This window comes from Nocardioides sp. T5 (assembly GCF_048161455.1).
GTDB lineage: Bacteria > Actinomycetota > Actinomycetes > Propionibacteriales > Nocardioidaceae > Nocardioides.
This window is the reverse complement of sequence record NZ_CP182415.1, coordinates 2946777-2969466: the sequence shown is the minus strand read 5'-3', so window position 1 is coordinate 2969466 and position 22690 is coordinate 2946777. Positions and strand designations below refer to the sequence as shown.

Genomic DNA, 22690 nt, shown 5'->3' with positions numbered 1-22690 from the left:
CGGGCATTGCTGGATCATGGCGGCCATGCGCGTGCTGATCGCCCCGGACAAGTTCGCCGGAACCCTGACCGCGGTGCAGGCCGCCGAGGCGGTCGCCGAGGGCTGGCGCCGGCACGCCCCCGACGACCACCTCGACCTGGCTCCGATGGCCGACGGCGGGCCGGGGTTCGTCGACGTCCTGCACGCCGCCCTCGGCGGGTCGCTCGACGCGGTGACCGTCGGCGGACCCCAGGGCGACCCGGTGCCCGCGGTGGTGCTGAGGGTCGGTGACACCGCGTACGTCGAGAGCGCCCAGGCCGCGGGGCTGCACCTGGTGTCGGGGCCCGTCGAGACGGCCACCAGCGCCGGCGTCGGTGAGCTGGTGCTCGCCGCCGTGGCCGGCGGGGCGCGGACCGTCGTGGTCGGGCTCGGCGGCACCGGGACGAACGACGGTGGCGCGGGCGTCCTGGCCGCGCTCGGCGCCGAGGCCGACGGGGTGCTCGACGGGGGAGCCGCGCCCCTGGCGTCGGTGACGTCGGTGGACCTGTCCGCAGCGCGCTCGCGCCTGGCCGGCGTCACGCTCGTCGCCGCCAGCGACGTGGACAACCCGCTCACCGGGCTCTTCGGGGCCACCAAGACCTTCGGGCCGCAGAAGGGCGTGGCCGAGGACCGCATCGCCGAGGTGGACGGGTGGCTCGAGGCCTTCGCCACCGCCACGGACCGGCGTACGTCGCTGGAGAAGGGGGCCGGTGCGGCCGGCGGCATCGGCTACGCGCTGCTGGCCCTCGGCGCGACCCGGGAGCCCGGCATCGACCTGGTCGCCGCCGCGGTGTCCCTGGCCGAGCGCGCCCGTGCGGCCGACCTCGTCGTGACCGGCGAGGGCGCCTTCGACTTCTCCAGCCGGGCCGGCAAGGTGCCCTATGGGGTGGCCGCCGTCGCCTCGGAGGCCCTGCGCCCCTGCATCGCCCTCGCCGGCCAGGTGCTGGTCGGCTCGCGCGAGATGCGCGCCCTCGGCATCGAGTCGGCGTACTCCCTCGTCGACCTGGTGGGGGAGGAGCGCGCCCTCGGCGCCCCCGCCGAGGCGCTCGCCGACCTCGCCGCCCGCGTCGCGCGCACCTGGTCGCGCTGAGCGGGCTCGTGGTGGTCGGCGGGGGCGCCTCAGTGGTGGTGGCGGCAGATCGCAGCCTGGAGCCGCTCCCGCGCGCAAGGTGCCGCCACCCACCGCGCCGTCCGCTCGAGGGTGGCGGCACATCGCATCTCCCGGGTCCTCGACTGCGCAAGGTGCCGCCACCACGGGGCGTCGCCCGGCGGACCTCTGACCGTCCACAGGGGAGCCTGCAGAGTCGTGGTCCACAGGCTCGGTCACGGTTACCCGTCGAAATGATGGCGTGCCACCAGCCTCGAGGCATGGTGAAGCCGGATCCAGTCCGTGGGCATCGACGCGGGGCGAGATGGGCGCACGTGACGTACGGCGTCCACCGACCGACAGGTGTCTCGGTGCCCGCCGACCATCCACCGACCTGGGCCGAGAGCGACCTTGCGGGTTGGCAGCTCCTGCTGACGGACGTCGGGTGCTTCACCGGACTCACGGCGCTAGAGGTCCACGGGATACCGCTCGTTCCGGTGCCCGATGCCTGTCCCGTGTTCATCGCGCTGCGAAAAGACGACCCCAGGCCGATGCGCAGCGGTGTGCACACGAGTCGACACATCCGGCCGGTGGAACACGTCGTCATCCGTGGCCTGCGCGTGGCGACGGTCCCTGAAGCGCTCACGGCGGCGGCGCGGTGGATCGGGGTCGTCGACCTGGTAGCGCTGATCGACGCCGCGCTCTTCCTCGAGCTGGTCTCCTTGGACCAGCTCGAGGCGATCGCGAGGACCCGGCGACCCGGAAGCCGACGGCTGCGTGCCGCGCTGCCCTTGGTGGACGGTCGCGCCCAGTCTCTGTGGGAGTCGCTGCTCCGATTGCTTCATGTCGTGTGCGACATCGAGGTGGAGCCGCAGTGGGCGGTCGTCGACGCAGATGGAGTCCTCGTGGCCGAGGCAGACCTGCGGGTGGTCGGCACGAACGCTCTTCACGAATACGACGGGGACGAGCACGAGAAGGCGCCTCGCAGGGTCCGCGACCGGCGACGCGACCGACGGGTCGACCGGGAAGGGTTCGTGCGCCGTGCCTACACCGGGGGAGACGTCATCCATCGGGCGGTGACAATCCTCGAAGACGCTGACCGCTCGCTGGGACGGCCGCACGACCCCACCCGGATCCGCGAGTGGCACCGGCTCCTACGGGACTCGCTGTTCACCCCGGCGGGAAGAGCGGCCTTCCTCGCTCGAATACCGGTGGCCCCGCCTCGGCACCGCAGGACCTGACCGTGGCGGCAGATTGCGGCAGATTGCGGCTGGTGGCGCCGGCCACATGCAATCGGCCGCCACCATCGCCGACATGCCTCCGGTGGTGGCGGCAGATTGCGGGTCAACGGCCGTGAGAGGTTCCATGTGCCGCCACCTCGACCGGAAGGCGCCCAGGAGCGCGAGCACGGGGAATAACCCTCGGTGTGCGACCATTGAGCCAAGCAGTACCCGAGACTTCTGGAGTGATGAGATGACCGAGCAGGTCGAGACCACCGAGCGCCGCACTGACCAGATCAACCTGTCCGATGTCGCTGCCGGCAAGATCAAGAGCCTCCTCGAGCAGGAGGGTCGCGACGACCTGGCCCTGCGGATTTCCGTGCAGCCCGGTGGCTGCTCGGGCCTCCGCTACCAGCTCTTCTTCGACGAGCGCACCCTCGACGGCGACGTGACCACCGACTTCGACGGCGTGACCGTGGTCGTCGACCGGATGAGCGTCCCCTACCTCAACGGTGCCGAGATCGACTTCGTCGACACCATCGAGAAGCAGGGCTTCACGATCGACAACCCCAACGCCACCGGCTCCTGCGCCTGCGGCGACTCGTTCCACTGAGCGAGGACGCGCCAGCGGACTCGCTGATGGTGGTTGAGCGAGCGGCGTGACTGAGGGACGAAGTCACGACCCGCGTGTCGAAACCCGGTCAGACGAGAACCAGCAGCACCAAACGAAGGGCCCCCGCCAGTGGCGGGGGCCCTTCGTCGTACGGCTGGGGCCGCGTCCTCGATCAGTCCAGGTGCAGGTGGAGCGCGTTGGCGATCCGGGCGGCGGCGTCGGAGACGCGGATCTCGCGCTTGCCGACCTCGGCCGGGTAGTCGTCGAAGCGCAGGCTCGGGGCGGGCGACGTGGCGGCCCGAGCCGCGCGCTCGAGGCCGCTCCGGAGGCCGAGGTTGCGGCTGGTCTCGCGGCCGTCGGCGGCCATCTCGGCAGGGGTGCCCAGCTCGTCGCTGAAGAGGGGTGCGGGGCGTCGTGACGTCGTCATGGGCACGACGCTATTGGCTACTGATGCGTATCCCGAGCCGTACTGCGAGGTAGTGTCTCGCGGCGTGTCCCTCCTCGTTGCCGGATCCATCGCGACCGACCACCTGATGTCCTTCCCGGGCAAGTTCGCCGACAGCCTGGTGGTCGACGAGCTCGACAAGCTCTCGGTCTCCTTCCTGGTCGAGGACCTCGAGGTGCGCCGAGGCGGCTGCGCCGCCAACATCTGCTTCGGACTGGGCAACCTGGGCCTGCGCCCGGTGCTCGTCGGCGCGGTCGGTGAGGACTTCGCCGAGTACCGCTCGTGGCTGGAGCGGCACAACGTCGACTGCGACTCCGTGCACGTCTCGGAGACCCGCCACACTGCGCGCTTCGTGTGCACCAACGACACCTCGATGGCGCAGATCGCCAGCTTCTACGCCGGCGCGATGAGCGAGTCCCGCGAGATCGAGCTCAAGCCGATCGTGGACCGCGTCGGCGCTCCGGACTACGTGATCATCGGGCCGGACGACCCGGACGGGATGCTGCGCCACACCGAGGAGTGCCGCCAGCGGGGCTATCGCTTCCTGGCCGACCCCTCGCAGCAGCTGGCGTTCGGCGACGGCGACCTCATCCGGCCCCTCATCGACGGCGCGGACATCCTGTTCTCCAACGAGTACGAGGCGAGCCTGATCACCCAGAAGACCGGGTGGAGTCGCGACGAGATCCTCTCGCGCGTCGGCACCTGGGTGGTCACTCTCGGCGCGGCCGGCGTCCGGATCGACCGCGAGGGCGCGGAGTCGATCGTCGTCGGCGCCGTCCCCGAGATCGCCAAGGTCGAGCCGACCGGCGTCGGCGACGCGTTCCGCGCCGGGTTCCTCGCAGCCCTCACCTGGGGCCTCGGCCACGAGCGCGCCGCACAGCTCGGCTGCCTCCTCGCCGTCCACGTGGTGGAGAAGGTCGGCACCCAGGAGTACGAGATCTCCCGCAGCGCCTTCCTCGAGCGGTGCGCGGCGACCTACGGCGACGACGCCGCCGCCGACTTCGAGCCGCACCTGCGCACGATCCGCCCCTGATCGAGGACGCGTCAGCGGCCTTGATCGTCGGTGGTTGAGCAGCGACCGCGACTGAGGAACGAAGTCGCGACGGAGCGTGTCGAAACCCGGTTGGCCGACCGCCGACCTCAGGTGAGACGTCGTACGACGTAGCGCGGCGCGCCGTCCGACGCGACGTCGGCGCCGACGTAGTCCTGCGCCTTCATCCGGCACCAGGCCGGTACGTCGACCGCGGCGGCCGGGTCGTGGGCGACCACCGCCAGCAGCTCGCCGACCTCGACGTCGCCGAGGTGGCGCGCGAGCTCGATGACCGGCATCGGGCACGGCATGTCCCGGCAGTCCAGCTCGAGCGCGACGTCCAGGGAGGGACCGGGGGAGTCGCTCACAGGCCCACCCGCGACCGGATCTCGGCCACCACCTGGGGCAGCACGTCGCAGAAGGCGTCGACGTCGGCGCGCGTGGTGTCGCGCTGCAGCGAGAGCCGCACGTTGCCGTGCGTGAGGACGCCCATCGCCTCGAGCACGTGGCTGGGCGTCAGTGTCGAGGCCGTGCACGCAGACCCGCTCGCGACGCCGAAGCCCCGCCGGTCGAGCTCGGTGACGAGCGCCTCGCCGTCGACGTAGAGGCACGAGAAGGTCACGAGGTGGGGGAGGCGCCGGTCCGGGTCGCCGACGACCTCGACGTCGGGCACCTCCGCGGCCACCCGGCGGCGTACGATTTCCACGAGCTCGTGCTGGCGCGCGTTGACCTCGTCGCGCTCGGCCACGACCGCCTGGAGCGAGGCGGCCGCGGCGAGGACGGCCGGGATGTTCTCGAAGCCGGTCGAGCGCTCGTCGACGCGGTCGTCGCCCGGGAAGGGGTTGCGCCAGCGTGCGCGCTTGCGGACCAGCAGGACGCCGACGCCCGCCGGGCCGCCCCACTTGTGCGCCGACCCTGCAGCGGCCGCCCAGCCGGACGGCAGCGGCAGCCGGCCCATGGAGGCGCACGCGTCGGTGAAGAGCGGGACCTCGTTGGGCAGCCGGAAGTCCCCGACGTCCTGGAGCGTGCCGACCTCGTGGTTCGCGGTCTGGAGCGCGACCGCTGCCACGCCGGGGGAGCAGGCGTTCTCGACGAGGTCGCCGTCGTAGACGCGCCCGTCGCCCTCGACGCCGACCTCGAAGGCCTCGGCGCCCCATGCCACGGCGTGCCGCACGGCGGAGTGCTCCACGGCAGAGTGGACGACCACGGCGCCGCGGCGAGACCCGCGGACCAGGCCCAGCAGCCCGAGGTGCACGGCGTGCGTGCCGCTGGGGGTGAAGGTGACCTCGTCGGGGCGTACGCCGAGCGCCTCCGCCGTGGCCTCGCGCGCGTTGTCGAGCAGCAGCCGTGCCTCGCGGCCGGCGCGGTGCAACCTGCGCGGGTCGGCATACCCCCGGTCCAGGGCGGCCAGGAGCACCTCGCGTGCCGCCGGGTGCAGTGGCACCGACGACGCGCTGTCGAGGTCGGCGGGCCCGGGCGGAGGGGCAGTCACAGGGGCAACTTATGCCACGCGCAGCGCCCTCGGGGTGGGCGGACGGACCCTGACCTGCGCAGATCGGCCGACACCCGACCCTGCCCCGCACGACGCGGCCAGATGGGGATACCCTCTGTCTTGTCGAGAAGGACCGAGAGAGAGGCTCGTCAGTGGGTCTGCAAGTCCCCAAGCTTTCGGGCGCGCCCGTGCGGCGCACCCTGAGGGTCGCGCTGCTGGGCGTGGCGATGCTGGTTCTGGCCGGGTGCTCCGAGGCCGACCAGCACCAGATCCGCAACCTCGCGATGCCCGACCGCGCCAGCGCGGAAGGTCCCTACACCTACGAGCTCTGGAAGTGGGCCTGGGTCGCCGCGATGGTGACCGGCGTCATCGTCTGGGGCCTCATCTTCTACGCCGTGGTGAAGTTCCGTCGCCGCAGCGACGACGAGGTGCCGCGGCAGACGCGCTACAACCTGCCGCTCGAGGTGTTCTACACGATCGCCCCGGTCCTCATGTGCGTCGTGTTCTTCTTCCACACCGTCCGGGTGCAGGACGAGGTCCTCAACATCGACCCCCAGCCCGACATGACCGTCGAGGTCCTGGGCCAGCAGTGGTCGTGGACCTTCAACCACGGTGTGGGCGAGCAGGACCCGTCGGCCGAAGCCACGGGTGAGGACTTCGCCTACGACTCCTACGTCTACACGTCCGGCACCGGCGCCCAGATCCCGACGCTCGTGCTCCCGGTCGACCAGACCATCCAGTTCAACCTCCACTCGCCCGACGTGATCCACGACTTCGGCGTCCCGTCGTTCCTCGTGAAGATGGACGTCATCCCCGGACGGGTCAACAGGCTCCAGGTGACCCCGACCGTCGAGGGCACCTACGCCGGCAAGTGCTACGAGCTCTGCGGTGTCTCCCACTCGCGGATGCTCTTCAACGTCGAGGTCGTCAGCCAGGACGAGTACGACGCCTACCTCGGTGAGCTGGCCGACGCCGGCAACACCGCCGAGCTGCCCATCCTCGGTGGCGACTACGTCCGCGAGCAGGCGGGTCTCGAGGACGATTCGGAAGGACACAGCGAGTGAGCGCCCCCACCACGTCCCGGCCGGAGGCAGCGACCCCGCCCCCGGAGCCCAGGAAGCGACTCGGCGAGCAGGCCGTGCGCATCATGACCACCACCGATCACAAGCTGATCGGCAAGATGTACCTGATCACCTCGTTCGCGTGGTTCGTCATCGCCGGCATCATGGCCATGCTGATCCGCTCCGAGCTGGCCTACCCCGGCCAGCAGATCGTCAACGACCAGCTCTACAACCAGCTGTTCACGATGCACGGCACGATCATGCTGCTGTTGTTCGCGACGCCGCTGTTCTTCGGCTTCGCCAACGTGATCATGCCGCTGCAGATCGGCGCCCCCGACGTCGCGTTCCCGCGCCTCAACATGTTCAGCTACTGGCTGTTCCTGTTCGGTGGCCTGATCGCCGCGTCCGGCTTCCTCACGCCCTCCGGTGCCGCCGACTTCGGCTGGTTCGCCTACACGCCGCTCTCCGACGCCGTACGCAGCCCGGGCGTGGGCGGTGACCTGTGGATCATGGGTCTCTGGATGGCCGGTCTCGGCTCCATCCTCGGTGGCGTCAACTTCATCACCACGATCATCTGCATGCGCGCGCCCGGCATGACCATGTTCCGGATGCCGATCTTCGTGTGGAACACGCTGATCACCAGCATGCTCGTGATCATGGTGTTCCCGATCCTCGCGGGTGCGCTGCTCTCGCTGGAGGCCGACCGGATCCTCGGGGCCCACGTGTTCGACCCGTCGCACGGCGGCCCGATCCTGTGGCAGCACCTGTTCTGGTTCTTCGGCCACCCAGAGGTCTACATCATCGCGCTGCCGTTCTTCGGCATCGTGTCCGAGATCCTCCCGGTCTTCAGCCGCAAGCCGATCTTCGGCTACGTCGGCCTGGTCGCGGCGACCCTCGGCATCGCGATGCTGTCCGTGGCCGTGTGGGCGCACCACATGTTCGTCACCGGCGCGGTCGACCTGCCGTTCTTCTCCGGCATGACGTTCCTGATCGCGGTGCCCACAGGAGTGAAGTTCTTCAACTGGATCGGCACGATGTGGGGCGGATCCCTGTCCTTCGACACCCCGATGCTGTGGTCGATCGGCTTCCTCGTCACGTTCCTCTTCGGCGGCCTCACCGGCGTCATCCTGGCCAGCCCGCCGCTCGACTTCCACGTGTCCGACTCCTACTTCGTGGTCGCGCACTTCCACTACGTCGTCTTCGGCACCGTGGTCTTCGCGATGTTCGCCGGGTTCTACTTCTGGTGGCCCAAGATGACCGGCCGGATGCTCGACGAGCGCCTCGGCAAGGTGCACTTCTGGATCCTGTTCGTCGGCTTCCACACCACCTTCCTCGTCCAGCACTGGCTGGGTGTGGAGGGCATGCCGCGTCGCTACGCCGACTACCTGCCCGAGGACGGCTTCACCACGCTCAACCAGATCTCCACGGTGGGCTCGTTCCTCCTGGCCGCGTCGACGCTGCCGTTCTTCCTCAACGTCTACCTCTCGGCCAAGGGGCCGAAGGTCGAGGTGGACGACCCGTGGGGCTGGGGCCGCTCGCTCGAGTGGGCGACCAGCTGCCCGCCCCCGCGCCACAACTTCCACATGCTGCCGCGCATCCGCTCGGAGTCGCCCGCCTTCGACCTGCACCACCCCGAGGTCGCGCTCCTCGAGCTGGACGACAACCCGGCCGAGGGCGACGGTGACGTCGCCGATGCACCCGAGGTGCACGGTCGCGAGGAGATGCTCCGCGAGCGCGCCGACATGCCGGTCGACCGCACCGACGAGGAGAGGGACCGATGAAGGCCGAGGCATGGATCTTCGGGATCACCACCGTGTTCGTCGCGGTCGTGGCTCCCGGCTACTGGTTCCTCTCCGAGGACTGGACCGGCACCTCCGCGCTCGTGATGACCGCGCTCCTCACCGCGATGATCACCCTCTACCTCGGGTTCCACGCCTCACGCATGGACCCGCGGCCGGAGGACCGCAAGGAGGGTGAGATCGCCGACGGCGCCGGCGAGCTGGGCTTCTTCCCGCCCTACTCCTGGTGGCCGCTGTGGTGCGCCCTCGCCCTCGGCGTCATCGTCTACGGCACGGCGATGTCGGCCTGGTGGCTGGTCATCATCGGCTTCACCGCCGGTGCGGTCGTGACGTGCGGGTTCGTCTTCGAGTACTACCGCGGAGAGCACGCCCACTGAGCAACGCCCCTCGTGGCAATTCTGGAAGAGCCCGTCCGCGTCGTACGCTGGATGGGTTCTTCCGTTTCACCGCCCGTCCGGGTGGGCACCTCCAGGGGGTCACGTCGTATGCGTTCACGCGCGCTCCGGTCCACGCGTCCCGCGCACCGTCGTACGGCGGCCGCGGCGGCGCTCCTGACGCTCTCGGCCGGCCTCGCCGCCTGCAGCAGCGGCTCGACGCCCGGTGACGACTCCCCGGGTGGTGCCGAGAACGTTCCCGGCGGCTCCCAGGCCGCCGACCCGGTGGACCCCGTCCGGCTGACGACTAGCTTCCCCGACCCGGCGGCGGTCCCGATCGACGCGCCGGTGACCGTGTCCGCGACCGGCGGCGACCTGTCCGACGTACGCGTGACGTCCGCGGTCGGGCCGGTCGAGGGTCGCGTCGAGGGCGGCACCTGGACCTCCACCACCCGCCTCGAGCCGGGCACCGACTACCGGATCGCCGCCTCCGCGACGCGGTCCGACGGCGAGGCCGTCGAGCGCACCCGGTCCTTCCGCACCGTCGACCTGACCCTCGACGAGCTGACCTACCCCTCGGTCGCTCCGCTCGACGGCGAGACCGTGGGCATCGGCATGCCCGTCGTGGTGACGTTCGACCTGCCGGTCACCGACCGCGCGCTGTTCGAGAAGCACATGACGGTCACGACCACCCCGGCCCAGAAGGGCTCGTGGTACTGGATGAGCGACCGCGAGGCGCACTTCCGCCCGGCCCGCTACTGGAAGGCCGGCACCGACGTCTCGGTCGACCTCGACCTCAACAGCCTGCCCGCCGGCAACGGGATCTACGGCCAGGAGTCGCGCCGCATCGACTTCCAGATCGGCGACGCGCACGTCTACCGGGTCGACGCCCAGACCCACCAGATGCGGGTCTTCAGCAACGGTGAGCTGCTCCGCACGCTGCCGATCACGACCGGCAAGCCGGGCTTCACCACCCGCTCCGGGGTCAAGGTGATCATGGAGAAGTTCGAGTCGCGCCGGATGAACTCCGAGACCGTCGGCATCAACCGTAACAGCCCCGAGGCCTACGACATCGACGACGTGCGCTGGGCGATGCGGGTCACCAACTCCGGCGAGTTCATCCACGCCGCACCGTGGTCGGTCGGCTCCCAGGGCTACGCCAACGTCTCCCACGGCTGCACGGGCCTGTCCACCGCCGACGCTGGCTGGCTCTACGCGATGAGCCGCCGCGGCGACGTCGTCGAGTACACCGGCACCGACCGGCCGATGACCCTCGAGAACGGCTACGGCGACTGGAACCTCGACCCGGCCGCCTGGAAGCAGGGCTCGGCTCTCAGCTGACCCCGGTCTCACCCCGCTGGCCCTCGCCCGCGGGCGGGTCGCGACGTACGTCGGCGCGCGGGGGAGCGGTGGTCCACCCACCTTCGACTCGTGCAGAAGGTGGCTCACGCACCGCTGACGGACGTGTCGTACGCCGGCGCGCGTGAGAGCGGTGGTCCACCCACCTTCGTGTCGCGCAGAAGGTGGCTCAGGCACCGCTTCATCCCATCGCGCGCGAGCATGCAGCCGGGACGAACGACGAGGGCCCGCCGGGATGATCCCGGCGGGCCCTCGTGCTGGTCGTACGACGATCAGTGGTCGCGCAGCGGCACGTCGTCGGTGTTGCGGAGCCGGTGGTCGTCGAACTGGTGACCATCGACCGGGTGGTCGAGCCCCGACTGGAGCTCGGCCTCGTGCTCGGCGTGGTGGTGCGCCTCGTCGAGCTCGGCCCGCGTGGGCTTCTGCACGTTGTGGCTGTACATCCACGACGAGAGCTTGGCCCGCAGCTTCTCCGAGCGCGAGTTGGGGGCCGCCACGCCGGAGGCGTCGGTGTCGCCCCCGACCGTGTAGATCTCGTCTCGGTCGCGCGCGGTGAGGGTGTAGGCGGACGTCTCGTTGATCGGCAGGTGCCGCTCGGCGTACTGGCCCTCGGGCGAACGGGTGATGATGCCCGTCTCGTAGCCGTGGAGCAGCTTCTCGTTGTCGTGGCGCTGCAGCGAGATGCACCAGCGACGCGTGATCCAGAACGCCAGCGCCGGGCCGAGGAAGATGGCCACACGCATGAAGTAGGTGATCTGGTTGATGCTCAGGTCGAGCTTGATGGCGATGATGTCGTTGCCGCCCGCGGCCCAGGCGAGGCCGTAGAAGGTCATCAGCGACACCATGACCGCCGTGCGCGTCGGCGCGTTGCGCGGGCGCTGGAGCAGGTGGTGGTCACGCTTGTCGCCGGTGATCCAGCCCTCGATGAAGGGCAGCAGCATCAGGATGACCAGCATCATCGGGGGCACGATGAGGATCGGCAGCATCACGTTCCAGGAGATCGTGTAGCCGAAGATCACCGACTCCCAGCCGGTCGGGATGATGCGCAGGAGGCCGTCGGGCCAGCCCATGTACCAGTCGGGCTGCGAACCGGCCGTCACCTTGGTCGGGTCGTAGGGACCGAACTTCCACACCGGGTTGATGGACAGCAGGCCGCCCATGATGGCGATGACGCCGAAGACCATGAAGAAGAAGCCGCCGGCCTTCGCGGCGTACACCGGCAGCATCGGGAAGCCGACGACGTTCTGCTCGGTGCGGCCGGGCCCGGGCCACTGCGTGTGCTTGTGGTAGACGAGCAGCAGCATGTGCGCGGCGATGAGCGCCAGCAGGATGCCCGGGATCAGCAGCACGTGGATGATGTAGAGGCGGGGGATGATCGACTCGCCGGGGAACTCGCCGCCGAAGAGCAGGAACGACATGTAGCTGCCGGCGACCGGGGTCGCCTTGAGGAAGCCGTCCGCCGCCCGGACGCCGGTGCCGGAGAGCAGGTCGTCGGGGAGCGAGTAGCCGGTGAAGCCCTCGAGGGTGCCGAGGAGCAGCAGCAGGCAGCCGATGACCCAGTTGAGCTCACGGGGCTTGCGGTAGGCGCCGGTGAAGGCCACGCGGAGCAGGTGGACCATCATCGAGGCGATGAAGATCGCTGCCGCCCAGTGGTGCATCTGGCGCATCAGCAGGCCGCCGCGCACGTCGAAGGAGATGTGCAGGGTCGAGGCCATCGACTCCGACATCCCGACGCCGCGCAGCTGGTCGTAGGAGCCCTCGTAGGTGATGTGACCCATGGAGGGGTTGAACCACAGGGTGAGGAAGACGCCGGTGAGCAGCAGGACCACGAAGCTCCACAGGGCGATCTCGCCGAGCATGAACGACCAGTGGTCGGGGAAGACCTTGCGCAAGTTCTTCTTCATCGCCGTGGCGAGGCCGAGGCGGTCGTCGGCCCACGAGGCCAGCGAACCGGCGGGGCCCGGCTTGGACGCGGTCGCAGCGGTCGTGCCGTTGCTGGTCGCGACCTTGCTGGTGTCGATCCTGGAGTCCGTGCTCACAGCTTCTCACGCTCCCAAAAGCTGGCCCCGATGGGCTCGGTGAAGTCGCTCTGCGCGACCAGATAGCCCTCGTCGTCCACTGCCAGGGGCAGCTGGGGGAGGGGGCGGGCAGCCGGACCGAAGATCACGCGAGCGTGGTCGGCGAGGTCGAAGGTCGACTGGTGGCACGGGCACAGCACGTGGTGGGTGGTGCGCTCGTAGAGGGAGATCGGGCAACCCACGTGGGTGCAGATCTTCGAGTAGCAGATGATGCCGTCGACGGTCCACTTCTCGCGGCCCGCGAGCGGGGTGATCTCGTCGGGATCCATCCGGACGATGATGATGGCGGCCTTGGCCTTCTCGGCCTGCTCCTCCGCGCCGTGGAGCTCGGGGTAGCCGTTCTCCTCGCTCGGGAACATGGCCTCGGCGGTGCCGTTGATGAGGTCACCCATCTCGACCTCGCTGGCGAGGATCGGCGTGCCGACCACGTCGCGCACCACGCGCATGCCCGGCTCCCAAATGGTGTGCGCGAGCTTGTCGATGTCAAGGGCGTCGCCCGGGGCCAGGTCGCGCAGCAGCACGACAGCCGGCAGTCCGAGCACGCCGACGGCGCCGATCATGGTGTTGCGCACCAGCGGGCGACGGCCGATGCCGGCCTCGGCCAGACCGTCGTTGAGCGCCTGGACGGTCGCGTCGCGGTCCTCCTGCGGGGAGGCGGCGGGGTGGCGCATCTCGACCATCTCGTGGTCGGCCATCAGCTTGCGGGCCAGGTGGATGATGCCGGTGCCGATGAGCAGCAGGCTGAGGCCGAGGGTGAGGCCGAGCGTGATCGTGGAGGCACCCAGGCCGGCGAAGGTGTCCCAGTTGTCGCCGACCTCGAAGGAGAAGTAGGCGACCACGAAGAGGACCGCGAAGACCATCGCGGCGATGAACATCGCCGCGATCTGGCGCTCGGCGCGCTTCTCGGCCTTGGGGTCGACGTCGGTCGGACGCCAGGTGTGGGGCGGCAGGCCCGGGTCGGCGATCGGCTCGGCCTCGCGGTGCGTGGGCACGTGCGTCTCGTACGGCACCGGGGTGCCGTCGGGCGCGTTGACCGGGTGCTCCGGCGTCGAGGAGTTGTCGTTGCTCACGCGTTCACCTTGCTCTTCTTCGTGCGGGTGGTGTGCGAGGCGATCCAGACCGCTGCGCCCACCAAGCCACCGATACCGACCACCCAGGCGAAGAGGCCCTCGGACACCGGACCCAGTCCGCCCAGCGTGAAGCCGGCGTACTCGGGGGTTTCTTCGAGACTACCGAGGTAGGCAATGACGTCGCGCTTCTCCTCGGGGGAGAGGTTGCCGTTGCTGAAGTTGGGCATCTGCTGGGGCCCGGTGAGCATCGCCTCGAAGATGTACTTGGGCTCGACGCCGTGGAGCGAGGGCGCGTAGCCGCCGCGCGGCATGGCACCACCGGCACCGTTGAAGTTGTGGCACGCGGTGCAGTTGGTGAGGAAGATCTGACCGCCTCGGGAGATGGCCTCCTGGCGCTCCTCCTCCGACAGGTCGTCGATGGAGTAGTCGGACTCGTTGGGGATGGCCGGGCCGGGGCCGAGCGAGGCGACGTACGCCGCCAGGGCAGCGATCTCCTCGTCGTTGAAGACGACCTTCTTGCGCGGAGCCTGCTGGCCCGGGGCAGCCATCGGCATGCGACCGGTGCCGACCTGGAAGTCGACCGCCGCGGCGCCCACGCCGACGAGCGAGGGGCCGAGCTGGTAGCCGTCTCGGACGGTGGGCACGCCCTCGCCGTTCTGGCCGTGGCAGAACGAGCAGCTGGCCAGGAAGAGCTCCTTGCCCTTCGCGACCTGCTCGGTCTCGCTCGGCTGCGAGTCAGCCTGGGCGGGGGAGAAGACCGTGTAGAGGGAGCCGCTGATCAGCAGCCCCAGGAGGAGCACGGCGAGACCCGCAAGAGGTCCCCGACGGTGCCGGGAGAGGCGCCCAGCGGTTCGGTTGAGCAAACGCACTTTTGAGTCCTTGCCAGTTGCGACGGTGATGGCTGTCTGGGCGTGCTTACTGGATGACGTAGATCGTGAAGAACAGACCGATCCAGACCACGTCGACGAAGTGCCAGTAGTAGGACACGACGATGGCGGTGACGGCTTGCTCGTGGGTGAAGCGGCGGGCCAGGTAGGTGCGGCCGAGGACGAACAGGAAGGCGATCAGGCCGCCGACCACGTGGATGCCGTGGAAGCCGGTGGTCAGGTAGAACATCGAGCCGTAGGCCGAGCTCGGGATGGTCACGCCGTGCTCGATGAGCTCGGCGTACTCCAGCGCCTGGCCGCCGATGAAGATGGCGCCCATGACGTAGGTGAGGATGAACCACTCGCGCAGGCCCCACTTGGTGAAGTTGAGCAGGCCGCCGGTGCGCCCGACCTGGCCGCGCTCCGCGGCGAACACGCCCCACTGGCAGGCGAAGGACGACGCCACGAGGATGGCGGTGTTGGCCGTCGCGAAGGGAACGTTGAGCAGGGCGGTCTCCTGCGCCCACAGCTCAGGGCTCACCGCGCGGATGGTGAAGTAGGACGCGAAGAGCGCCGCGAAGAACATCAGCTCGCTCGAGAGCCAGATGATCGTGCCCACGCTGACCATGCTGGGTCGGTCGTGGTGCCCGTGCAGACGGGAGGCCGGAATCGTCGCAGTTGCTGTCGCCACGCAGCCATTATGGCCGTTGGTGGGGACAAGGGGCACCCCGACCCCCTGTGTTGCTCCGTCATAAAGTTCACAGCGTGCTCAACACCCTCCTCGCCCTCTCCGCGGACGCCGCCGAGGTCCTTCCGAGATTCACGCTCGGACGCGTCCTGACGGACTGGGGGATCGACCCGATCCCGTTCGTGGTGACCATCTGGGCGGTCGGGTTGTACGCCGTGGGGGTGGGCGTGCTGCGCCGCCGCGGGGACCGCTGGCCGATCGGTCGGACGCTGTCGTTCGTGGTGCTCGGGATGGGTTCCTTCGCGTTCGCCACCATGTCGGGGCTGGGCATCTACGACACCACGCTCCTGAGCGTGCACATGGTCCAGCACATGGTGCTGTCGATGGTCGTGCCGCTCGCCCTGGCGCTCGGCGCGCCGGTCACCCTCGCCCTGCGCACGCTGCCGGCGACGCCGCGACGGTGGCTGCTGGCGGTGCTCCACTCCCGGGTCGCCAAGGTGCTGGCGTTCCCGCCCCTGGCGTTCGTGCTCTACGTCGCCTCGCCCTGGGCGCTCTACTTCAGCCCGTGGTACGACGCCAGCCTGAGCTCGTCCTTCGTCCACCAGATGATGCACATCCACCTCGTGCTGGTCGGCACGCTGTTCTTCTGGCCGCTGATGGGCATCGACCCGGTGCCCGGCCGGGTCGGCTACCCGTTCCGGGTGCTCCTCGTCCTCATGACACTGCCCTTCCACGCGTTCCTGGGCGTCACGATCATGGGCCAAACGACGCTCATCGGGGAGGAGCACTACGCCGCGCTCAGGGAGGGACCGATGGGCGCGTGGCTGCCGCCGATGCTCGAGGACCAGCACCTGGCCGGCGGGATCCTCTGGGCCAGCGGCGACCTCATCGGCGTCCTCTTCTTCGGCGTGCTCTTCACCCAATGGGTGCGCTCGTCGATGAAGGAGGCCGATCGCGAGGACCGGCGGCTCGACCTCGCGGAGCGGCGTACGCCGAAGGCGAGGCCTGTGACGCATGCCTCGGCGCCGGCGACCGGTGACGACGGTTACGATGCGTCTCGTGACTGAAGCCGCCGCAGACCGTTCGCTCAAGGTCCTCGTCTACAGCGACGACGTGAACACCCGCCAGCAGGTCATCCTGGCGCTGGGTCGCCGTCCGCACCCCGACCTCCCCGAGCTCGAGTACGTCGAGGTCGCCACCGAGCCGGTGGTCCTGCAGAACATGGACCGCGGCGACATCGACCTCGCGATCCTCGACGGCGAGGCCGTGCCCGCCGGTGGCATGGGCATCGCCAAGCAGCTCAAGGACGAGATCTACCAGTGCCCGCCCGTCGTGGTGCTGACCGGTCGCCCGCAGGACGCCTGGCTCGCCACCTGGTCGCGCGCCGAGGCCGCCGTCCCGCACCCGATCGACCCGATCCAGCTCGCCGAGGCCGTCATCGGCCTGCTCCGCCCCTCGGTGCCGGCCACCTCCTGAGCTTCTTCGCTGGTCGAGGAGGTCGCGCAGCGACCGTCTCGAAACCCGGCCATGCCCGGGTCCCGGTGATCCGGGGGTCTGGAACACTCGGGCCCATGTCCCACACCTGGCCCGACGTCCTCTCCACGCTGGTCGCCGGAGGCGACCTGACGACCGAGCAGGCGCGATGGGCCATGGACGAGGTCTTCGCCGGTGCGGCGACCCCGGTCCAGCTGACCGGGCTCGTCGTGGCGCTCCGCGCCAAGGGCGAGACGGTCGAGGAGGTCACCGGCATCGCCGACGCGATGCTCGCCGCAGCGAACCCGATCTCGGTGCCCGGCCGGCTCCTCGACGTCGTCGGGACGGGCGGTGACCGGTCGATGTCGGTCAACATCTCCACGATGGCGGCGATCGTCGCGGCCGGCGCCGGCGCGCTCGTGGTCAAGCACGGCAACCGCTCGGCGTCCTCGAAGTCCGGCTCCGCCGACGTCCTCGAGGCGCTCGGCATCCGCCTCGACCTCGCGCCCGCGCGCGTTGCGGAGATCGCCGAGGAGGCCGGCATCACCTTCTGCTTCTCCGCCGCCTTCCACCCCGCGATGCGCCACGCGGCCGTGCCGCGCCGCGAGCTCGGGATCGCGACGACCTTCAACATCCTCGGCCCGCTGACCAACCCCGCCCGGCCGCAGGCCCAGGCCATCGGGTGCGCCGACGCCCGGATGGCGCCGGTCATGGCCGGCGTCCTGGCCGGGCGAGGTGTCGACGCGTGGGTCTTCCGCGGGGACGACGGCCTCGACGAGCTGACGACCACGACCACCTCGACGCTGTGGCGCGTCCACGACGGCGCGGTCACCGAGTCGTCGGTCGACCCGGCGTCCCTCGGCATCGCGCGGGCGACCACCGAGGACCTCCGCGGCGGCGACGCCGCCCACAACGCCGACGTCGTACGCCGTCTCCTGGCCGGCGAGCAGGGCCCCGTCCGCGACGCGGTGGTGCTCAATGCGGGCGCCGCGCTTGCGGTCTACGACGCGCCGGACGCGGACGTGGACGTCGCTCTCGAGGCTGGAGTGGCGAAAGCGGCCGAGGCGATCGACTCGGGTGCCGCGCAGGCTGCGCTCGAGCGCTGGGTGGCAGCCACTTCGGCCTGACTCAGAGCTCGAGGACGTACGACTCGCCCTCGCGCCGGAAACCCAGGCGGTCGTAGTAGGCGCCGACCATCCCGGGCGGGGTCACCACCCGCCGGATGCCGCGGTCGGCGAGCAGCCCGCTCTTGCGCCAGACGAACTCGCCGGGGGAGAAGTCGCGGAAGCGCGGCGTGACGTAGTCGAGCAGCACGTCGGCCGTGTCGCCGTCCTTGCGCAGCAGGACGACGCCGACGGTCTCGTCGCCCTTCTGCACCAGGAAGGCGTCCTGGGTATCGGCCGGGTCGTGGACGAACGTCGGGTTGAACTTGAGGATGTCCGCCCCGTGCACCCGCAGCGTGTGGCGCAGGTATTCGTCGGCGGGACCGACCTCGAGTACCTCGAAGGCGGTCTCGTCGTGCCGGTCCCGCAGCAGCCGGACGATGAACCACGCGTTGATGGCGACGAGGACGGTGTTCATCCCGACCATCGGCCAGACCTCGAGCGCCGCGTTGAAGACGATGAGGATCACGCACGCGATCGCGTTGAGAACGCGCAACCTCAGGACGCTCGCCTGGAGCAGCGAGTAGACGAGCAACGCGCTGCCGCCCCATCCGAGGACGTCGAGCCAGTGGTCAGCGAGCCAGGTCACGGCGGGAGACTAGCCCCCGCCGTGACCGCTGGGCCGCTACTTCACGACGTACAGGATGATCTTCTTCGACTTCGAGCCGAAGGTCTGGGCGTTGCCGAGGTAGACCACCTGCAGCTTGTGCTTGCCCTTCTTGAGCTTCTTCAGCTTGAGCGTCTTCTTGCCCTTGTGCACCGGCGCCATGGTGAACTGGCCGACCTTCTTGCCCTTGTCGAGGACCTGCACCACGCCGGTCGGGGTGGTGAGTCCGCTGACGGCGACCGTGACGGTGATCTTCGCCCGCTTGCCCACCTTCACCCGCGATGACTTGAGTGCGCCGGCGGAGGTCGACTGGAGGCGGGCGACCGCCACCGCGGCCGAGGTGGTCGCCCCTTCGTTGAACCCCTCGGCCGAGCCGAAGACGGTGACCGACAGGTCCTTGCCGGCGTCGTCCGAGGTGACGCGGTACGTCGCACTGGTCGCACCCGGGATGGGGACGCCGGTCCGGAGCCACTGGTAGCGGAACTTCGACGCCGCGGGTGACCACGAGCCGGTCGTCACCTTGAGGCTGCCGCCGGGGGCCGCGGAGCCGCTGATCGTGGGAGCCCCGACGCTCTGCAGCGCGCCTCCGGCCGTCACGGCGACCTCGTTGCTCACGGACACGCCGTTGAGGTAACCGGGCTTGGTGCCCGTCACCCGCAGGGAGACCACGCGGGTGTAGTCATCGGTCGTCAGGGTGTACGTCGGGCCGACCGCGTTCCGGATCGCCGAGCCGTTGCGCAGCCACTGGTAGCTGACCTGCACGTCGGGCTGGTTCCACACCGGTGCGACGCTGGTCAGCGTCTTGCCCACAGACGATCCCTCGGGAGCCCCGATCTGCGTCGGTGTGACCGCCCGCAGGCCAGCGTCCACGGTGAAGCTCCAGGTCGGACTCGAGCCGATGCTGTTGCCAGCGACGTCGAGCGCCTTCACCGACCACGTGTAGGTGCCATTGGCCAGGTTGGCGGGAGAGGACCAGCTGGTCGCAGCGGTCGTCACCGCACCCGGGTTGGTGGCGCCACTGCTCGCCGGCTCGATGTCGATTGTGTACCTGGCGGCACGGGCCGAGGCCCCGCCGTAGGTCGCCCACTGGAAAGTGGTCCCCATCGGCTGCACGGCAGCCTGGTCGGTGGGACTGGTGAGCTGCACCGGGAGCGGGTCGACGTAGAACCGACCCAGGTCGGACCACCGTCCTGCCTTGCCACCCACGTCGGTGCGCCTCACGCGCCAGCGGTAGGGCTCCGACGACGGCGGAAGGGGGGTCGCCGGGACGAAGGCGGCCTGCTTGGTCACCGTCCGGAACACCTGGTTTCCCGTGGACGGGACGGTGTCGTCGTTCTTGTAGACCTCGAGCTCCCACGTGGCGTCGAAGTCCTCGGCGCTCCACCGGAACAGCGTGCTACCCGCTGCCTGGCGGCTGTTGAACGCGGGGCGGGCGACCGGGTCGACGACTGTTCGCTCGGGCGCCGCGGCGGTGTCGGGATCGAGGTTCGCGGCAGGGGTCGCCTTCACGATCTTGCGGGTCTCGGACCAGGAAAGACGGTTGTTGCTGCCGTCGATCGCCTGGACGCGCCACCACAGGTCACCCTCGGGGTAGGTCTTGGTGAAGGCGGTGTAGGTGGCCTGGTCCACGGTGACGTCATCGATCGTGTTGCTGTCGGTGATGGTCGCCGACTGCGCGACCTGGAGGCGGTAGCGCTGCGCAGTCTGATAGGGCGGGACCGTCCCGTCGTACACGGGAGTCGTCGCCTGGTTGGTCAGGTGGTAGTCGGTCCAGCGGAACGTCACCTGGTCGCCCAGCGTGGCGTCAGTTGACGGTGACGCGAGCTCGACTCGCGGAGACACCTTGCGGAACGCACTGGCCCCGGAGTCGATCTGACCTGAAGGCCCTGGGCCGCAGTTGACCGCGGGCATGACCCGCGTGCAGGGACGGATGTACCAGTAGTAGGCGGACCCGGACTCGTTGTCGGGGAGCGCACTCGGTGAGTGCGCCTCCGCGGGTGTGAACCGCGACCCAATCGTCTGCACCCCGTCGTAGACGAGGTTGGTGAAGTCGGGGTCCTCGGCGACGTAGACCTGGTAGCCACCGGCGCCCGGCACCGACTCCCAGTCCAGGACGGGCGTCGCCGACATGCCGGCGCAGACCGTCTGGTCGTCGGTCACCCCGCTGATCACGACGAGACGCTTCGCACATGTGTGCGCCTCGTCCACGGACCGGCCGTCGAGGGCGACCTGGTGCCCGGCCGCTCGGGCAGGCGCCTCGATCGTGAAGGTGGACGACGGACCGCTCCCAAGACTGGTGTTCGTCTTTGCGTCGAAGGCCTCCACCCACCAGGTCTTGGTCCCCGGCCGCAGGAAGTAGGTAGAGAGGTCCGTCACTGCGGGGTATGCAAGCTTCGCAGACAGGATCGGGCTGGCAGACTCAGGAAGCACGTAGCCCGGCGTCTCCGAGACGCGCAGCTTGTAATAGACGGGCGCTTCGACGGTCGATCCCATCGGTTGCCATGCGAGGGCTGGGAACCTCGACGAGATCTGTCCCGACGCGAGCGGGAGGGGCCTCAGCGGTGAGGGGCCGGCAGCAATCGGAGACTCGAGTACATCCACCGTGCCACCCGTGAAGGTCGGCGACTGACGACCGTCGCCGTCGATCGCCGTGATCTTCCACGTGAACGAGTCTGGCTCGCGGTCTGGGTCATCCCTGTCGCTCTCGGACGGGAGCAATGCGGTCGGGGTCCAGGACAGCGCGGACGTCGTCGCATCAACAGTCCCAGCAGCTCCGGTCACGGTGATCTTGTAGGCGTTGGCGTCGGGGCTTGGCTGCCAGCGGAAGGTCGGGACAGCGACGGGGTCGATGCCGACGGGCGAGATCGGTTGGATTCGACCGCTGTCGTAGACGAAGCTGCCGGTGTCCGAGTAGACGCCGTTGACCTGCGGGGAGCGGGGGCCGTCCAGCGCCCGGACTCGCCAGAAGGTCGTCGTACCCTGCGACGGTGAGCAGCGGTCGCTGTTGAACCCCGGGACGTAGGTCGTGGACTGCGTGTAGCACGACGCGTAGGTGCCAGGAGTGAAGAACTCGTCGCTGCCCACCTCCAGCACGTATCGCGTGGCGTGGCGTACCGGCGACCACTGGTAGTAGACGTCGTCGCCGATCGGGTTCGCCGTGGTCACGGGCGGGTACACCAGAGAGGGCTTAAGGGTCCAGCGTCGGTCGAACACGTTGGGAGTGGCTGGCCACGGCGTCGGCTCGCCCGCGGCGTTGTAAGCTCGCACCTTCCAGTAGTACGTGTTGTTGTCGTAGGTCGTCGTGGGGGAGTACCGGGTCGAGAGGACCTTGCGCTTCTCAATCTGAGTGTTGAAGTCGGGGTCGAGCGCGACCCAGATCTCGTACTCCTTGGCGCCCTTGACCGGGTCCCAGTCGAAGACGACGTCCTGCACCTCGACCCGCGGTCGTACGCTTGTCTCGTCCTCGGGGGCGCACACGAGCTTGGCGTCGCAGGTGGCCGAGGTGACCGGGTCCAGTTGGGCGACGTCGTACTTCTTGTAGTCGGTCCACTCGCTCTGCAGGCCGTTGTCGAACTTCGCCCGCACGCGCACGTGAAAGTCCTCGGAGCCCTCACGCTCACCGACGCCCTGAGGGTCAGGCCAGACGTAGGTGGTGGTCTTCACGTCCTTCACCGTGCCGCCGACGCTGTCCCCTTCGTTGTCCATCTCGACGTCGTAGGAGATCGCACCCGGGACGGCGTCCCAGGAGACGATCGGGGGAGAGACGGGCGGGAGCGCGACCTGTGGGGACACGGTCACGTTGGCCGGCTTGGCGAGGTCGCCGATAACAACGGACGAGCCCGTCCAGCCGCTGGCGCCTGAGCCGTCGATGGCCTGGACCTGCCAGTAGAGGGTGCCGGCACGAAGCACTCGGGTCGGCGTGTACGAGGTGGCGGTCGTCTCCTGGTTGAAGAGAAGTGACGAGAAGGACGAGGTCTCGGAGCCCTGCACGCGGTACTTGGTCGCGCCCGGGTGTGAATCCCATGACAAGGTGGGGATGGGCGTCCCGTCGGCCGTCGGGCCGGTCGGCGCCGGCGGTGCGGCGTGTGCGAGCTGCCCCGGTGCCGCCAAGCCCCCCAGGCACAATCCGGCGACGGCTGCGGCGCGCGCGAATGATCGGACAAGCGTTCGTGACATCCCCGGAAGTCCCCTCGTGGCGTGGCTCAGACGCCGTCACGCTAGGTGGGCCTCGCGCTCCGGGGTTCGGA

Annotated in this window: 20 protein-coding genes; 11 read left to right on the top strand and 9 right to left on the bottom strand. The window is 69.6% G+C overall.

The genetic code is table 11. The features are described 5' to 3' along the window. Positions 1–25: 25 nt before the first annotated feature. The 3 genes from ACNKF0_RS14495 (at position 26) to erpA (ending at position 2938) form a co-directional block, all read left to right on the top strand. Positions 26–1108, top strand: coding sequence for a glycerate kinase (locus ACNKF0_RS14495; RefSeq protein ID WP_416953194.1), 1083 nt, complete (start codon positions 26–28; stop codon positions 1106–1108). Positions 1109–1440: 332 nt separating this feature from the next. After that, a complete protein-coding gene (locus ACNKF0_RS14490; RefSeq protein ID WP_416953192.1) occupies positions 1441–2346 on the top strand; it encodes a hypothetical protein in 906 nt (301 codons plus the stop codon). A gap of 232 nt (positions 2347–2578) precedes the next feature. Beyond that, entirely contained in the window at positions 2579–2938 is a 360-nt protein-coding gene (erpA, locus tag ACNKF0_RS14485) for an iron-sulfur cluster insertion protein ErpA (protein ID WP_207081919.1), read from the top strand. A gap of 172 nt (positions 2939–3110) precedes the next feature. On the opposite strand, the gene ACNKF0_RS14480 is transcribed toward erpA, so the two are convergent. After that, positions 3111–3365 carry a hypothetical protein gene (locus ACNKF0_RS14480; protein ID WP_416953190.1) on the bottom strand — a complete coding sequence of 85 codons (255 nt, stop codon included), beginning with the start codon at positions 3363–3365 and terminating at the stop codon, positions 3111–3113. 64 nt (positions 3366–3429) lie between these two features. Here ACNKF0_RS14480 and ACNKF0_RS14475 point away from each other — a divergent pair, with 64 nt between their 5' ends. Beyond that, the gene (locus tag ACNKF0_RS14475; protein WP_416953188.1) at positions 3430–4416 is read left to right on the top strand and encodes a carbohydrate kinase family protein; all 987 of its coding nucleotides are present in this window, start codon (positions 3430–3432) and stop codon (positions 4414–4416) included. Between the two features lie 107 nt (positions 4417–4523). On the opposite strand, the gene ACNKF0_RS14470 is transcribed toward ACNKF0_RS14475, so the two are convergent. Both ACNKF0_RS14470 and ACNKF0_RS14465 read right to left on the bottom strand, forming a co-directional pair. Continuing rightward, entirely contained in the window at positions 4524–4781 is a 258-nt protein-coding gene (locus ACNKF0_RS14470) for a sulfurtransferase TusA family protein (RefSeq protein ID WP_416953186.1), read from the bottom strand. Beyond that, positions 4778–5905, bottom strand: a complete 1128-nt coding sequence (locus ACNKF0_RS14465) for a cysteine desulfurase family protein (RefSeq protein ID WP_416953184.1) — start codon at positions 5903–5905, stop codon at positions 4778–4780. Before ACNKF0_RS14465 ends, ACNKF0_RS14470 begins: the two co-directional genes overlap by 4 nt. Positions 5906–6093: 188 nt before the next feature. Between ACNKF0_RS14465 and coxB the strand changes: the two genes are divergently transcribed. From coxB to ACNKF0_RS14445, 4 genes are all read left to right on the top strand, one after another. Beyond that, positions 6094–6969 carry a cytochrome c oxidase subunit II gene (coxB, locus tag ACNKF0_RS14460; RefSeq protein WP_416953182.1) on the top strand — a complete coding sequence of 292 codons (876 nt, stop codon included), beginning with the start codon at positions 6094–6096 and terminating at the stop codon, positions 6967–6969. A gap of 83 nt (positions 6970–7052) precedes the next feature. After that, positions 7053–8747, top strand: a complete 1695-nt coding sequence (ctaD, locus tag ACNKF0_RS14455) for a cytochrome c oxidase subunit I (protein ID WP_416958535.1) — start codon at positions 7053–7055, stop codon at positions 8745–8747. Continuing rightward, a complete protein-coding gene (locus tag ACNKF0_RS14450; RefSeq protein WP_416953180.1) occupies positions 8744–9142 on the top strand; it encodes a cytochrome c oxidase subunit 4 in 399 nt (132 codons plus the stop codon). Before ctaD ends, ACNKF0_RS14450 begins: the two co-directional genes overlap by 4 nt. 108 nt (positions 9143–9250) lie before the next feature. Beyond that, positions 9251–10480: a L,D-transpeptidase gene (locus ACNKF0_RS14445; RefSeq protein ID WP_416953178.1), complete on the top strand. Its 1230-nt coding sequence runs from the start codon at positions 9251–9253 to the stop codon at positions 10478–10480. A gap of 290 nt (positions 10481–10770) precedes the next feature. Here the strand turns inward: ACNKF0_RS14445 and ACNKF0_RS14440 are convergent, their stop codons facing one another. From ACNKF0_RS14440 to ACNKF0_RS14425, 4 genes are read right to left on the bottom strand one after another with little or no spacing between them, the layout of a single operon-like run. Further along, positions 10771–12537, bottom strand: a complete 1767-nt coding sequence (locus tag ACNKF0_RS14440) for a cytochrome b (RefSeq protein ID WP_416953176.1) — start codon at positions 12535–12537, stop codon at positions 10771–10773. Continuing rightward, positions 12534–13646, bottom strand: coding sequence for a Rieske 2Fe-2S domain-containing protein (locus tag ACNKF0_RS14435; RefSeq protein WP_416953174.1), 1113 nt, complete (start codon positions 13644–13646; stop codon positions 12534–12536). Before ACNKF0_RS14435 ends, ACNKF0_RS14440 begins: the two co-directional genes overlap by 4 nt. Next, a complete protein-coding gene (locus ACNKF0_RS14430; protein WP_299924024.1) occupies positions 13643–14515 on the bottom strand; it encodes a c-type cytochrome in 873 nt (290 codons plus the stop codon). The genes ACNKF0_RS14435 and ACNKF0_RS14430 overlap by 4 nt, the downstream gene beginning before the upstream one ends. A 46-nt stretch (positions 14516–14561) precedes the next feature. Beyond that, entirely contained in the window at positions 14562–15131 is a 570-nt protein-coding gene (locus ACNKF0_RS14425) for a cytochrome c oxidase subunit 3 (protein WP_416953171.1), read from the bottom strand. Positions 15132–15277: 146 nt separating this feature from the next. Here ACNKF0_RS14425 and ACNKF0_RS14420 point away from each other — a divergent pair, with 146 nt between their 5' ends. The 3 genes from ACNKF0_RS14420 to trpD all read left to right on the top strand — a co-directional run bounded on the left by ACNKF0_RS14420 (position 15278) and on the right by trpD (position 17800). Next, on the top strand, positions 15278–16267 hold the full coding sequence (locus tag ACNKF0_RS14420) for a cytochrome c oxidase assembly protein (RefSeq protein WP_416953169.1): 990 nt from the start codon (positions 15278–15280) through the stop codon (positions 16265–16267). Then, positions 16260–16676: a hypothetical protein gene (locus ACNKF0_RS14415; protein ID WP_416953167.1), complete on the top strand. Its 417-nt coding sequence runs from the start codon at positions 16260–16262 to the stop codon at positions 16674–16676. Before ACNKF0_RS14420 ends, ACNKF0_RS14415 begins: the two co-directional genes overlap by 8 nt. 95 nt (positions 16677–16771) lie before the next feature. Then, positions 16772–17800 carry an anthranilate phosphoribosyltransferase gene (gene trpD / locus ACNKF0_RS14410; RefSeq protein ID WP_416953165.1) on the top strand — a complete coding sequence of 343 codons (1029 nt, stop codon included), beginning with the start codon at positions 16772–16774 and terminating at the stop codon, positions 17798–17800. Between the two features lies 1 nt (position 17801). On the opposite strand, the gene ACNKF0_RS14405 is transcribed toward trpD, so the two are convergent. Next, on the bottom strand, positions 17802–18425 hold the full coding sequence (locus tag ACNKF0_RS14405; protein ID WP_416953163.1) for a hypothetical protein: 624 nt from the start codon (positions 18423–18425) through the stop codon (positions 17802–17804). Between the two features lie 36 nt (positions 18426–18461). Further along, positions 18462–22433: an Ig-like domain repeat protein gene (locus ACNKF0_RS14400; protein WP_416953161.1), complete on the bottom strand. Its 3972-nt coding sequence runs from the start codon at positions 22431–22433 to the stop codon at positions 18462–18464. Positions 22434–22690 lie beyond the last annotated feature (257 nt).

What these genes read in the sequence shown, in the direction of transcription:
- trpD (WP_416953165.1), top strand. Translation starts at nt 16,772, where the DNA reads ATGTCCCACACCTGGCCCGACGTCCTCTCCACGCTGGTCGCCGGAGGC.
- ctaD (WP_416958535.1), top strand. Translation starts at nt 7,053, where the DNA reads ATGACCACCACCGATCACAAGCTGATCGGCAAGATGTACCTGATCACC.
- ACNKF0_RS14450 (WP_416953180.1), top strand. Translation starts at nt 8,744, where the DNA reads ATGAAGGCCGAGGCATGGATCTTCGGGATCACCACCGTGTTCGTCGCG.
- ACNKF0_RS14495 (WP_416953194.1), top strand. Translation starts at nt 26, where the DNA reads ATGCGCGTGCTGATCGCCCCGGACAAGTTCGCCGGAACCCTGACCGCG.
- erpA (WP_207081919.1), top strand. Translation starts at nt 2,579, where the DNA reads ATGACCGAGCAGGTCGAGACCACCGAGCGCCGCACTGACCAGATCAAC.
- ACNKF0_RS14480 (WP_416953190.1), bottom strand. Translation starts at nt 3,365, where the DNA reads ATGACGACGTCACGACGCCCCGCACCCCTCTTCAGCGACGAGCTGGGC.
- ACNKF0_RS14445 (WP_416953178.1), top strand. Translation starts at nt 9,251, where the DNA reads ATGCGTTCACGCGCGCTCCGGTCCACGCGTCCCGCGCACCGTCGTACG.